Genomic DNA, 13593 nt, shown 5'->3' with positions numbered 1-13593 from the left:
CTGCGCAACCCGTTGTTCATTCGGCGCGTTCGTCGTCTCGAGCACGTTCACCGCTCCCGCTCAGATTCCACTACGATGCGTGATCCGGCCGTTCATCATCGTCAGCTGAATATTGACCTTGCCGATGTCGTGCGGCCCGACATCGAACAGATTGTTCTCGAGCACGATCAGATCGGCCAGCTTGCCGACCTTGATGGAGCCGATCTTGTCCTCCATGCGAAGCTGGTAGGCTCCGTTGATGGTGTAGCCTCGGATGAGGTCCGGCAGGCCCAGGCGTTCGGTCGCGGGCGGATGGACCAGGCCGTCGGGCTTGCCCGGCTCCTGACGCGTATGGCCGGCCTGCAACGCCTCGAGTGGCTTGACGACGACCTTCGAGCCGGTCGCCAGCGCATCCATGCCGAACGACACCGTGACGCCTTCGTCGATGAACGTCTTGAAGGTGTACATGCGGCTCCAGCGCTCGTCGCCGTAGATCTCGCGGACGCGACGCTGGCTGGCATCCGGCACGCCCCATTGGATCTGCGTATTCGCGATCACGCCGAGCTTTCTGAAGCGCGCAATGTCCGATGGCGCGGTGAGGAACGCGTGGCAGATGGTATGACGGCGGTTGCCAGGGCCGTTCTTGCCAAAGGCGGCTTCGTATCCATCCAGGCTCATGCGGACGGCGGCATCGCCGACGGCGTGAAGGTGCGTATCGATTCCCTCGGCATGCGCCTGGCGCAGGATGCGGTTCAACACCGGCGACGGGAACAATGTTTCGCCGCGCCAATCCGGACTTCCGGCATAGGGATCCAGCAGATAGGCCGTGCGGCTCAACTCGGTGCCATCGACGATGAGCTTCAGCACGTCCGCCTTGACGAGCGGTGTGCGATAACGTTTTCGATAGGCCCGGATAATCGGCAGCGGATCGACGCTGGGATCATTGTGATACAGGCTGCCGATCACGCGCTGCAACAGCTTGCCGCGCTTCTCGAGCTCGACCAGCATGTCGAAACCGTGATGCTGCTCGGTCGGCCAGGCGCTGAAGCCGGCATCGAAGAAGGTGGTGATGCCGGCGGCTGCCAGCCTGGGCTGCCATTCCTCGATCGCGGCGGCGGTCGACTTCAGGCCGAATGGTTCGATGCCGTGCTTTTCCAGCGCCTTGAGCACCGCGAACAGCGCAGGCACTTCCGAAATGAACCCGGTCGGCACGCCATTGGGATCCTTTTCGTACCAGGAGGAGCCGGGCACGACGTCGCGCGGGGTATCCTTCGTAATGCCGGCCATCTCCAGCAGCTTGGAATTGACCCAGTAGGCGTGCAGATCGCAACTGACGAGCAGGACCGGCCGATCAGGGAAGATCTCGTCCAGCGGCTCCTTGCGCGGACCCGAGGCGGGAAACGCGCCAGCGATCCAGCCGAAGCCCAGAATGAACTTTTCGTCGGAGTGCGTCTTCGCGTAGTCGCGCAGGATCGCGTAGATGCGCTCGGGATCTTCCTCGTTGACCCAGGCGCCGCGGGCGAAGGCCAGCGTGCAAAGATGCCAATGCGCCTCGACGAAGCCCGGCATCAGCATGCGCCCCTTGAGGTCGATGACGTCAGCCCCGTGTCCGGCAAACTTCATCGCGCCTGCGTCGTCGCCGACGTAGACGATCGTGTCTCCCTTGACGACGACGGCCTGGGCCCAGGGCAGGGAGTCGTCCACCGTGTAGACGCGCCCGCCGCGAAAGATGGTCGTGCTGCTGGAGGCGGCCCAGGCCGGAGCCGAGGCAGCGACGAATGCCGCGGCCGCAGCCGAGGTCGCGACCATCTGGCGACGGGTCAGTCCGCCGCGCTCCGACTTCGATGCCGCAAACAGCGAACCGATGGCTGAGCCGCATGCAATGCACATTGTCCTGCTCCGAAGTCCTGCTCCGAAAATTCCGCGCTCCGGGTGAGCTGCACGATTGCCGAGTCAGACGCTGAAACTACTTCACTCAGCACCCGCCAAGATTGACAACGATCAAGTCAATCTCGGCGGCGTCGAGCGCCAGCACGCATACTGAAGTCTTCGTTTCCTGTTGATGGATAAACTTCAAATCGAATGCTTTCAGACAGAGAAAAGGAGGACCGCCGCAACGACTCATCGTCTATGCGTCGCCCGAGCGCGAGGGTGTCATTCATGCCGTGGAGGTCATCGATCCCACCGATGCCTGGTCCCGAGCACCGTCACTTCGGGAACAGGAAAGCCAGGTTGGCGCGAAACTGCCACCGCGATGCCAGGTCCGGCCTCAGCACATTGTAGTAGACACCGATCTCGGCGTTGACCGGCTGCTTGTCGACCATGAAGAGCTTGCCTATTCCCGCGCCGACCGGAACGTCAGCCGTCTGCCGGTACGCACCCGTGTTCGGCATGGCGATATTCTCCAGCCCGTCGCTGATCGTATCCGCGATCGGGTTTTGCGCCGCCTTGGCGAGATCTTCGAGCGATGGCGTCCTCTGCTGTGCCGAGGCGCCGGCGCCTGGGTACAGCGCTGAGATCAGGAACAGGAGAACCGCTCGTCGAAAAATTCTCGGAGTCATGGCCGACCTCACTGTCGAAGCGCTGCTCTCGCATCCGTTGTCTCGCATCTGCACCGTTCCGGCCGCTATGGAGTCAGGCGAAGGTCGGAAATTGCCCGCCGGCGAACAGTGACGGCCGCAGGCGAGACCAGTTCGACGCGAACTGGAACGTGTCGAGATCGGTGTAGGTCTGGCCGATCACCTGCATGCCCGAGGGCATGCGGTCCTCGACCACGCCGAGCGGGACATCGACGACCGGATAGCGGTTGAGCAGATTCCAGTGCCACGTCAGCGCCAAGCCCAGACCGGTGCCCACCCACGGGTCGACCTTGTTTTCCTTGCTCTTGAACATGTCGGCCCTGACCAGAGGCGTTGCCATGGTCGGCATGAGCAGAATGCGGTAGCCCTTGCCGAACACGCGCTGCTGCACCTGGCGGTGCAGCCGCTGCAGCAGCTCTTCGGCTTCTTCGGCCTGGCGCGGTCCGACCGCGCCGACCTGGTCGAGCATTTCGGTCATGTAGGGCGAGAGCTGATCGCGATGCGCATTCGAGATCTCGATCGCAGTGCCGATGGACGTCGACATCAGCCCACGGATGAAGACCATCTTGTGGGCCTTCGTGAAGCCGCAGTCGACCTCGTCCACAGTGCACCCCGCGGCGCGCAGCGCCTCGATTCCTCTCAGCATCGCAGCCTTCACGGACGGTATGACGTCCGCAATGCCGGCGCCCCAATCCACGGCGATGCGCCACCCGGAAAGGCGCGGATAACGGGTGGGATAGTCGAGGCGAGGGCGCATCGCGGCCATCACCCGCTCGGACGGACCGACGATCGCGTTCTGGAGGCGGACGAGGTCGTCGAAGCGCCGCGCCATCGGGCCCGAGGTCGAGAACGGGATTTCCCCACCAGCCACGCGTCCGAACGGCGGCCTGAAGCCATAGAGACCACATTGTGAGGCGGGAATTCGGATCGAGCCGCCCATGTCCGAGCCCATGGCGAGCGTCGTGAAGCCTGCGGCCAGCGCCGCGCCCGATCCCGCCGACGACCCGCCCGGAGAGTATTCGAGATTCCACGGATTGCGTGTCGTGCCCCAGGCGCGGGTGGACGCGCCGAGGAAGAGGTAGAATTCCGGCACGGTCGTCTGGAATGGCATGACGGCGCCGGCGGCCTCGAGCGAGTCGGTGATGGCCGAGTTTTCCGTTGCGGGCGGCGAGTCCTTGAAGAGGAGCGAGCCCTGTGTGATCCGCCAGCCCGGTCTGGAGAATTCGTCCTTGATGGCCACCGTGATCCCTTCGAGCGGCCTTGCGGTGCCACGCCGATAGCGGTCCTCGGACAGCTTGGCCTCCTTGAGCGCCTGATCGAAATGCTCGTAGGTGATGCAGTTGACCTTCGTGTTGTAGGCTTCGATCCGCTTGATCTGCGCCTTCAAGAGATCGACCGGCGACGCCTTGCGGGCCCGGAACATGGCGATGAGATCGGCGACCGACGCATAGCAGAGCGGATCGGCGGACTCGGCGCGCGCGGCCGGCAAATCGAGTCCGGACGCGACCAACGCCGCTCCCGCGCCTTTGATGAGCGTTCTTCTGTCAATCATATACGCCTCCGTATTTCCGGGAATCGGTCTGAGTTTGTCGATGTGGCCCTGAAGGTGACGGTCCGAGACGTCGCTGGATTCAGCTTCGCTGTTCATGCCTGACCTGACCGTTCATGACGGTCATCAGCACCTTTGTGTTGTGGATATCGTGCGGGGCGACTTCGAACAGGTTTCTTTCAAGCACGATCAGATCGGCGAGCTTGCCGACCTCGATCGAACCGACCTTCTGGTCGAGCCCGAGCTGATAGGCCGGGCCCATGGTGGCGGCGCGGATCGCCTCTTCGAGGCTGATCCGCTCGTCGAGCGGCACCAAGGCCGGCTGATCCGGCTTGTTCAACTCCCGCCGCGTGGTCGCGATCTCGATCGCATCCAGCGGCTTGTAGGTGCTGTAATAGCCGGCGGCCGGCCAATCGGTGCCGAGCGAGATGTTGGCGCCATGACGCAGGATCGAGCCGGTGCGAAACGCCTGCTCGGCGCGCGCGCCGACGCGCGGCCGCATCACGCCCTGCCAATAGGCATCCGCCACCGACCATTGGGCGGAGAACTGCGCGGTGACGCCGAGCTTGGCGAAGCGCGGCAGATCGTCAGGCGAAACAAATATGAGATGCGCCAGCGTGTGCCGGCGATCGCGCGGCGGATTGACCTTGATCGCGGCTTCGAACGCGTCCAGCGACAGGCGGTTGGCGCGATCACCGTAGGAATGGATGTGAATATTGAGGCCCGCCCTGTCGGCGCGGCGGATGATGTCCTTGAACTGATCCGGCGGGACCAGCGTCTCGCCGCTCGTGCTCGGATCGTCGCTATAGGGGGCCAGCAATGCGGCGGTCCGTTGGGCTTCGCCGCCGTCGATGTTGAGCTTGAGAACGGGGGCCTGCACCAGTTCGGAATTGAAGCGTCGACGCAGGGCCTTCGCGATCGGCACGGGGTCGATCGCCGGATTGTTGTGGTAGGTCGATCCGACCACACGGAACGGCAGTTTCCCTTTGCGCTCCAGGTCCTGATAGAGCTTGTAGCCGGTCTCCTCGGGGAGAACGAGCAGTCCGGCATCGAACACGCTGGTGATGCCGGCCGCCGACGCCTTCGGCAGCCACTGTGCGAGCGAGTCCGCAATATAGCCGGGCGTGAACGGCGAGACCGCGTTGAGGACCGGAAACATCGCCGGTGGCTCGACCAGATAGCCGGTCGGCTCTCCCGAGGCCGGGTCCCGCTCGAAGTAGCTGTAGCCGGGCAACGGATCCTTGGTCGCCTTGGTCACCTTGGCAATCGCCAGCGTCTTGGAATTGACCCAGGCTGAATGGCCATCGATCCCGACGAGAAAGACCGGCGTGTCCGGCCAGATCTGATCGAGATCCTCCTTGCGCGGGCCGGTCGGCGGAAAGGCGTTATAGCGCCAGCCGAAGCCGCGGACGATGCCGGCCTGGCCCAGCTTGGCGCGATAGGCCTTCAGGGCGTCGAGCATCTCCTCCCTTGTGTCGTATTGAAGATCGACACCCCGAGTCACGACAGCGCCCGCTATCGGATGGATGTGTCCTTCCACGAAACCGGGCAGCAGCATCCTGCCGGCGAGATCGACGACGCGGGTCTTTGGGCCGATGAAGGACCGGACGCCCGCGTCATCGCCGACATAGACGATGTGTTGTTGCTTGACGGCGACCGCGCGGGCCCATTCCCGGCCGCCGTTCACGGTGTAGACCGGGCCGTTGCGAAACACGATGTCGGCCTTGCCGCCGATGGTTCGTGCCTCGGCGTTCGCCGGAGCGGACACCGAGGCAACGCCGGCCGCAGCGAACGCCGCGCCTGTCTGTAGGAACCGGCGTCGTGACGGCTCGGCCTCGTTGACGGTGTCAAAATCAGGCTTGAGCAAACCACGAAATCTTGCCCAGTTGCATGCGATGCACATACATTCACCCTTGCACGCTCTGCGGGAAACGCATTCTTCCCGATTCCGAGGATTGTATGAACTCGGGGGAACTACGTAGCCCTTTGCGTGCGAAGCGTTCGCATCAGCCGCGCGTGTTCGAGACGATTGGATTCGAATGACTATCATTTCGGTGGACGCCGGCCTGCGCATCGACCAGCTTGCGATTGGGTTACGAACTCATCCGAGCTGCAGAGTTCAGTTGATGGCAACGAAATCGATGTAACCTGCAAGTGCACGATTCTGGCCGTGATGCTCCAACTGAGGGGCGACGGCAGACCGACGGAGTGAAGAATGTTCACACTGGCACATGCAGGGACTTGGCTCGTCGTCGGCTTGATTGGCGGCGGCCTTGCCGGAATCCTGGTGAAGCGCCGCCGAGCAGGTTTCGGGCTTCTGACCAACATCGGATTGGGATGCGTCGGCGCCCTCATTGGTGGTGTCCTGTTCAACCTGTTTGGGCTGTTTCCAGGCATGGGCAGCATCGTCATTTCGCTGCGCGACGTCGTCGCGGCGTTCGTCGGCTCGCTTGTCCTGCTGGCGGCAATCTGGTTGTGGGGCGCGGCTCGCGAACGGAGTCCGCGCTGACCGCAGGCGGTCGACAGCCGGAGTGACGCGCGGTCTCCGCCCGCCAGTCGCGCGGGCGGATGCCGAAGCCCATGAGCTGTGCTTCTCCGATCCGGCGCGGCTCGCGCACGCGATCATGGATGCGGGACGGGCCTGACGGCGCGCGGCGTAACGCTCCCAGTCGACGTCACATTCACCGGGGCGCGATCGGCCAGAGTGATCTCCGATGAACGCAGCTCGGCGGGGTACCCTTCTCGACCTTCGGACTATTTCAGCACGATCCAGGCCGGCGCGTGATCGCTGGCGCCGTCCTCGCCGCGGATGAAGCGGTCGACGCCGGCCTTGCTAAGGCGCGGCGCGAGTTTCGGGCTCAGCAGCAGGTGATCGAGCCGCAGGCCGGCGTCGCGCGGCCAGCGGTTGCGCTTGTAGTCCCAGAAGGTGAACATCGGCGCCTCCGGATGCAGGGTGCGGATCGCGTCGCACCAGCCTTGATCGACCAGCGTCTTGTAGGCGGCGCGGCTCTTCGGCTGAACCAGCGCATCCTTGTCCCATGACTTCGTCGGGTAGATGTCGAGCGTATCAGGCGCGACATTGTAGTCGCCGGCGAGCACGACCGGAAGGTCGTCCTTGATGAAATCAGCCGCGTGCTTGTGCAGCCGCTTGAACCAGGCGAGCTTGTGGTCGAATTTCGGTCCCGGCTGCGGATTGCCGTTCGGCAAGTAGATGCAGCCGACGACGATGCCGCGCACGGCGGCCTCGATGTAGCGCGCCTCGCGATCCCTGATATCGCCGGGCAGGGCAGTGCGCGTCAGCACCGGCTCGGCCTTGCGGGCGAGGATCGCGACCCCATTCCAGGTCTTCTGCCCCTGCCACACCGCGCTGTAGCCGGCCTTGGCGATCTCATCGACGGGGAAATCGGCCTGGGTGCATTTCAGCTCCTGCAGGCAGACGACGTCGGGCCTGGCCGCGCCCAGCCAGCGCAGCAGGTTGGGGAGACGCCGCCGGACATTGTTGATGTTGAAGGTCGCGATCTTCATGATGCCCGTTGCATTGAGGGGAAGGCCTGATGTCCAAGCTCGCAATCGCCATTTTGTTCACGCTGTTGCTGGGCCTTGCGGATGCGGCCCGCGCGCAGCTGCTGCCGACCGACGAGCAGCGCGCCGCGTGTCAGGTCGACTACGCGAGGTTCTGCAGCGATGTGCTCCCCGGCGGCGGCCGCATCATCGCCTGCCTGACGCGCAACTATGCCCAGCTCGCCGACGCCTGCAAGAAGGTGCTCGACGCCGCGAAGAAGGACTAGCCGCGGGGACGTCGCGCTTCCGCGCATCCCCCGGTCGACGCTGGCGAGCGAGGCGCGCGAGCCGAGTGCGGTTGTGTGGCTATTTCGGTCGTGACGTCACGAGCGCGCGGATCTTGTCCGCATCCGCCGGCGTCGCGGGATTGTAGATCACCATGGTGAGGTCGGGCCGGCCATCGACGGCGAAGCCCGAAAATTCCAGCGAGAGCGATCCGGCGATGGGATGCTGCAGGACCTTCACGCCATCGCCATGCCGTCCCTGCACGTCGTTGTCGCGCCACATCGCCGCAAATTCCGGGCTCGTCGCGCAGAGCTCATCGACCAGCGACTGGACATTGCGGGCCGCACCGGCGCGCGCCACGTCGGCGCGGAAGGACGCGACCACATAGCGCGCCACGGCCTGCCAGTTGGGCTGTGCTGCGCGGACACGGCTGTCGTGGAACATCATGCGCAGAACATTGCGCTGGTCCTCCGGCAGGGTGCTGTAGTCGGTGAGGACAGCCGCAGCCGCCCTGTTCCAGGCGAGGATGTCCCATGTCGCCGTGCGAACGAAGGCGGGACTGTATTCCAGCGTGTCGAGCACGCGTTGGAGACGGGGTGAGATGCCGTCGATCGCGTGATAGCGGGCTTCGGGTGGCCGGCCGAGACCGAGCAGGAACAGATGCTCGCGCTCGGCGTCGGTCAGCATCATGGCGCGAGCGATGCGGTCCAGCACGTCGGCGGAGGGCGCGCCGCCGCGCCCTTGCTCGAGCCAGGTGTACCAGGTGGCGCTCACATTGGCGCGTTGCGCCACCTCTTCGCGCCGAAGCCCCGGCGTTCGCCGCCGCTGCAGCGGCAGGCCGAAGGCGGTCGGATCGAGCTTGGCGCGGCGATCCCTGAGATAGGTCCCGAGAGGGTTAGCGTCCGTCATCCTGTTAGCGATTATACCCGTATAAAGTCACGACTTTACCCGCATGAGCAGCCTAGCAATATCCCGGCGGTCTGAACAGGGAGTGTGTCTCATGCGCGTATTCGTCACCGGCGCCGCCGGATTCATCGGCTCCGAAACCACGAAGGAGCTGATCGCCGGCGGGCATCAGGTCATCGGCCTCGCGCGCTCCGCCGAGAACGTCCGCACGCTCGAGCAACTGGGCGCGCAGGTTCATCGCGGCTCGCTGCAGGACCTCGACAGCCTGAAGCGCGGCGCGACGGATGCCGACGGCGTGATCCATCTCGCCTTCATCCACGACTTCGCCAAATTCGCGGAGAACGGCGCGATCGACAAGGCGGCGATCGAAGCCATGGGCGACGTGCTGGCCGGTACGAACAAGCCGTTCATCGTCACCTCTGGAACGGGGCTCGTTGCGGCCAACGTGGTGGTCACCGAAGACATGCGGCGCGAGTCGTCAGCGCATGTCCCGCGCGTGTCCGAGCAGGCCGGCCTGGCCTATGCATCGCGTGGCGTGCGCGCGATGGCGATCCGCCTGCCGCAGGTGCACGGCGCGCCCGGAAAGGCCGGGCTGATCTCCTATCTGGTGGAGCTCGCGAGGCAGAAGGGCCGCGCAGCCTATGTCGGCGAAGGCACCGAGCGCTGGGCCGCGGCGCACCGATCGGATGTCGCCCGCATCTACCGGCTCGCCCTGGAGAAGGGCATTGCAGACGCGATCTACCACGCCGTCGGCGAGGAAGGCGTCCCGATGCGCGAGGTCATCGAGGTGATCGGCCGCGCGCTGAACGTGGCGGTCGTTTCGATCAGGCAGGACGAGGCGGGCGATTATTACGGACCGCTGGCGATGTTCGCGGGCCTGGACATGCCGGCCTCCAGCATCCTGACACAGCAGCGCCTGGGCTGGACGCCCGAGGGCATCGGCCTGATCGCCGACATCGGCCAGCCGGGTTATTTCAAGCCGTGAGCGCCGGCCGCGACTGTCGGCGCGCGTTCGCGCTCCGCCACGATCTGTGCGGCTGCCGGCTGTTGGCCGTTAAGAGTTCTTTGCCAATCTGAGATTGAAAAGCCCAGCACCCGACGTTGAGTCGTGTAGTCGTTGCGTCACGGACGTCCCAGAGTGGACAACGATGCTCTTGCCCGACAAGCCAGGAAGAGACAGCGATCCAGGCGCGTTCATCGCCAGGCAACGTCGAGCCTGGCGGCCTCGGCCAATAACCCGGCTACGATCTGGTGCTGGAGCGGGCGGAGTTCGCTCCAGCACGGATAACGCCCGGCTGAAAGCCGCGAGGGAGCTTTGGCTCAGTTGGCAAGCCACTTACTTGAGAATTCGAGCGCGAGCTTATACCTGCTGACTGCACCTTCGTCTTCACAGGGGACAGCAATGGGGTCTCGCGCCACTTCAAATTCGCGGTCCGCCACATATCCGACGGTGAAACACTTCTGCTCATGCTCACCGAGTCCCCTGTTCTTCATCTTGAATGTGAGCGCGACAAATCCGGCCTCAAGAATCCGATTCTTCCACTTTACGGTTCCGTAGTCGCGCAACTCACTTGAGACGTCCTCCAATTCCCACTTGCCCGCGATCCTTTCCCGATACCACGTTGCCAGTGCGGGCCACCATTGCCTCACATAGGTCTTGTCATCGCGTTCGCTGCCCTGTGCTGCGAATTCCTTGACATGATCCGTGATGAGCTCTTGCAGTCCTCGTGCTAACGCTCCGCTCTCCTTCTGAAGCCTTTCCTGGCGGTCGCGCTTTTCGGCGTCAGACTGTCTACTCTGGAGTTCTTCACGGTACTGGTCGTCCTTTTTCTTCTGCTCCAACTGTCGCTTTTCGCGCAATGATCTGGCTTCGGCTTCTGCGACGTTTTTCGCCTCGGCCTCGACGTCGGCGGGCGTCAACCAGATCGGCAGAACGTGATAGTTGAGCTTGTCCCGCTGCAAGCCCGCAATCAACTCTCGCAGATCCTTGGATGCGCCGTAGATCGCTCCACACTGACCGCGCTTCGCCGATACAAAGGCGCTCTCGATCGACGTGGAGATCACCTTTGGGGAGGACCCTAGCTCAACCTGCAGTCGATCGGATGCGCGTTCGATGAGACTCTCATGAGCTTTCTCCCGATCAGCGACCGTTTGACATACGACCGACGTTCCGTTCGCAATGGAGACAAGACCGAAGCCGTCGATCGCCTTTCTTTGCAGATCGTTCTCCAATTGCAGGCTCTTGATGCTGTCTGCGTTCCTCGCGTTCTGCAACTCGCGCTCGCTGACACTGCCAAGCAGCGCGAAAGCACCCCTGTCCACTGCCTTTAGAACGGCGCTGGCGACCTTGGCCGGGAGAGTCGCAAAGAGGCCCCGGTTGACCGCGACCAGATCGTAGCGCCCCAGGCTATCCGCCTCACATGGGGAAGCTGAGACGCCGACGGTACGGGCACCTTTTTCGACAACCTTACCCTTCAGCTCCGACATGCCGAAGGCGTCCAGGTTGTTCTCGTGAAGGAAGCACAATGTTGCGCTACCTCGATCGAACACAAGGTCGCCTCGCATGTTTCGCACGACGCCCGCTTGGCCGCTTTCGTTCACGAGGATCAACGTTTCATCGAGAGGTCCCTCGACGAGAAGCCGGTTTCGGCCGGTTGCCGCTGGGATGGAGCTCCGGCTCTGAATTGGATGTTTGGTGCGATAGTCGCGGTATTCCTGTTCGAGGTGCAGTCGCCCCAACTCTTGCTCGGAATCTGAAATAGTCTGCTTGAGGGCGTCCGTCTCCGGCCTGACGAGTGCTTCCGAAAGGCGGCCCTTCAGCTTGATGAGATCCTGCGCGTTATCCGACGTGATATTTCGTTTTGCGTAGCTCTCAACAAAGTCCGCCATGGTTCGCGTCGTATCCGAAAGTTGATCCAGTTCCGCCCTCGCAGCTTCCTCGCGTGCCTCGTCCCTAGACGTTCGAAAAGGCTTGAACTCCGGAATTTCGTCGAGGCGGCGTTGCAAGGTGGAAAACGCGTCCGAAGTTTTGACTGGATCCCTGGTGCTGAGCGCTCCTTTCAATGCCGCGACGAGCGGCCCGACTTCAAGAGGCACGAGACTGGCATTCTTTTTCGCGAACTCGGATAGATCGCTCAGCAGACTTTCAGCGCTGACCTGCAGAGCTTTTGCGGTCTCCTCCCTTTGCTTCTGTCGGATCTCGTCTGCCTTTTGGTCGAGCACGTCGATGCCGGCCTTGATTTGGCGTGCGCAGCTTTCGGCGCCGTCTTTGGTGGCGCGGATCGCCTCCAACCGCACCAGAGCCTTGGCGATGTCGGCGCCTCGCTGCTGAGCCCGTACAGATGCGTCGTCACGCTCCGAAGTCTTTTGATTCAGTTCCTGCTCAGCGGCCGCCAACGTGGACCGCAGCTTCGCCAGTTCCCGAGTGATTTCCTTTTGCCGCGCTTTGGACGGCCCCGTCTTGAGCTCGCCCTCGCGCTCGGAAATCTTTCCGGATAGGGCATTCAGCCGGGCTTGGCTTTCGCTGACGGAATCACTGAGCCTTTGGACGTCATTCACAATCTTCCTGCGTTCGTCGGGCGGCCCTGTGAGAACCGACTGTTGTCTATCGGCTGCCTCGACGTCTCGGGTCAGCCGGTCGATTTTGAGCAGTTGGGCGTCCAGTTTGGCACGATAGGTTTGGGTGCTCGAAGAGATGGCCGAGATAGCCATTTCCAGCGTCGTTGCAGACGAGGCGGCTGCGCTCGCGGCGATGTAAACTGGTCGTTCGTTCGGGGCGCCAAAACAGGACTCGGCGTCATCTTTTGATGATGTCGGGTCCGCCATCAGTCTTGCCACGCCGTCTTTGGCGACCTGATTTGTCGGATCTATCAGCAGGGCGTACTGATAGTCTCTGAGTGCGTCTTCGGTGTTCGCACCGGAGGCCTCGAGTGCCTTTGCTCGGCTGAGGCGAGACCAAATGAAGTTTGTCTTCAGCGCGATCGCCTTGTTCAAGGCCGAGAGAGCGCCAGCAGAGTCATTGAGGCCCAGATATGCCGCGCCAAGATTGGCGTAGGCGTAAGAGTATTTCGGATTGAGATCGATGGCAGTCTTGCAGTCGGACAGCGCGGGTTGAAAAGCCTGCTTTTGGTTGTAGGCGGAACAGCGGCCATCGAAGGCGTCCGCAAGGCGGACCCGGTCGGGACCTTTTGCGTCGATCACCCTGGTGCAGCCTGCGAGGCGCGTCTCGGTGTCGGAAGACTGGCAATCCTTCCATGGATCGGGCGTAGGCGACGGGTCAGCATTGGCCTGTGGACTCTTGGTCGATGGCGCGGACAGAGTGGACGCATCGATTGCAAAAAAGCGGAGCCGTCCACGCCCATTGGCATCATGGCTTTCTGCCCAGACAAAGCCGGGTCCGCCGGCGACCCTATATATTGGAAGATCTTGACGTATGGATTCCTGGTAGTTGCCGGCGAAATCCACGAGCATGCCACCGGGACTGCGTCCCGAAGCAACCGTCGCAATGGCGGTAGCATTCAGCGGCTCAAGAATGACATTGCCCCAATAGGCGATGACGCCGCTCACTCCAACGGTATGCTGAGGCCTGGGAAGGATCCGCGGTTGCTCGCCGTAGGTCCGCGACAACCGCTCGATGTCGCTGCTGACCTCTCCGGGGTCAAAGAAGGCAGGATCCAGAGAGCGATTAAGGTAGTAAACTCGTCCGTTTTCGGTGTGCAACATACTGTACGACGAGAGATACTCTCCTCGCGGGGCGCGCTCGGTTCGCTGCTTTTGACACCACGTGAAACCAGA

The 13593-nt window shown here is 63.0% G+C and carries 10 protein-coding genes; 3 read left to right on the top strand and 7 right to left on the bottom strand.

Annotation, left to right across the window (positions count from 1 at the left end):
- Window positions 1-60: 60 nt before the first annotated feature.
- The 4 genes from QX132_RS01785 to QX132_RS01770 all read right to left on the bottom strand — a co-directional run bounded on the left by QX132_RS01785 (window position 61) and on the right by QX132_RS01770 (window position 5974).
- Window positions 61-1869 (bottom strand): amidohydrolase, encoded by a 1809-nt coding sequence (locus QX132_RS01785; RefSeq protein ID WP_315777470.1) that lies wholly within the window; start codon window positions 1867-1869, stop codon window positions 61-63.
- A 317-nt stretch (window positions 1870-2186) separates the two neighbouring features.
- Window positions 2187-2540: a hypothetical protein gene (locus QX132_RS01780; protein WP_315777471.1), complete on the bottom strand. Its 354-nt coding sequence runs from the start codon at window positions 2538-2540 to the stop codon at window positions 2187-2189.
- 73 nt (window positions 2541-2613) lie between these two features.
- Complete coding sequence (locus tag QX132_RS01775) at window positions 2614-4110, bottom strand: amidase (RefSeq protein WP_315777472.1); 1497 nt, start codon at window positions 4108-4110, stop codon at window positions 2614-2616.
- A gap of 79 nt (window positions 4111-4189) precedes the next feature.
- On the bottom strand, window positions 4190-5974 hold the full coding sequence (locus QX132_RS01770; protein WP_316159925.1) for an amidohydrolase: 1785 nt from the start codon (window positions 5972-5974) through the stop codon (window positions 4190-4192).
- A gap of 348 nt (window positions 5975-6322) precedes the next feature.
- Here QX132_RS01770 and QX132_RS01765 point away from each other — a divergent pair, with 348 nt between their 5' ends.
- Window positions 6323-6616: a GlsB/YeaQ/YmgE family stress response membrane protein gene (locus tag QX132_RS01765; protein ID WP_315712445.1), complete on the top strand. Its 294-nt coding sequence runs from the start codon at window positions 6323-6325 to the stop codon at window positions 6614-6616.
- Between the two features lie 245 nt (window positions 6617-6861).
- On the opposite strand, the gene xth is transcribed toward QX132_RS01765, so the two are convergent.
- Window positions 6862-7632 carry an exodeoxyribonuclease III gene (xth, locus tag QX132_RS01760; protein WP_315798790.1) on the bottom strand — a complete coding sequence of 257 codons (771 nt, stop codon included), beginning with the start codon at window positions 7630-7632 and terminating at the stop codon, window positions 6862-6864.
- A 29-nt stretch (window positions 7633-7661) separates the two neighbouring features.
- On the opposite strand from xth, the gene QX132_RS01755 reads away from it, so the two are divergent.
- Complete coding sequence (locus QX132_RS01755; RefSeq protein ID WP_315798791.1) at window positions 7662-7895, top strand: cysteine rich repeat-containing protein; 234 nt, start codon at window positions 7662-7664, stop codon at window positions 7893-7895.
- A gap of 79 nt (window positions 7896-7974) precedes the next feature.
- On the opposite strand, the gene QX132_RS01750 is transcribed toward QX132_RS01755, so the two are convergent.
- Entirely contained in the window at window positions 7975-8802 is an 828-nt protein-coding gene (locus tag QX132_RS01750; RefSeq protein ID WP_315780445.1) for a helix-turn-helix transcriptional regulator, read from the bottom strand.
- Between the two features lie 91 nt (window positions 8803-8893).
- Here QX132_RS01750 and QX132_RS01745 point away from each other — a divergent pair, with 91 nt between their 5' ends.
- A complete protein-coding gene (locus tag QX132_RS01745) occupies window positions 8894-9784 on the top strand; it encodes an SDR family oxidoreductase (RefSeq protein ID WP_316159924.1) in 891 nt (296 codons plus the stop codon).
- A gap of 335 nt (window positions 9785-10119) precedes the next feature.
- Here the strand turns inward: QX132_RS01745 and QX132_RS01740 are convergent, their stop codons facing one another.
- A complete protein-coding gene (locus tag QX132_RS01740; protein WP_316159923.1) occupies window positions 10120-13365 on the bottom strand; it encodes a hypothetical protein in 3246 nt (1081 codons plus the stop codon).
- Window positions 13366-13593: the final 228 nt, after the last annotated feature.

Source organism: Bradyrhizobium sp. SZCCHNRI20481, assembly GCF_032485055.1.
GTDB lineage: Bacteria > Pseudomonadota > Alphaproteobacteria > Rhizobiales > Xanthobacteraceae > Bradyrhizobium.
Note: the sequence above shows the minus strand (reverse complement) of the source record. Positions and strands in the feature narration are given on the sequence as shown.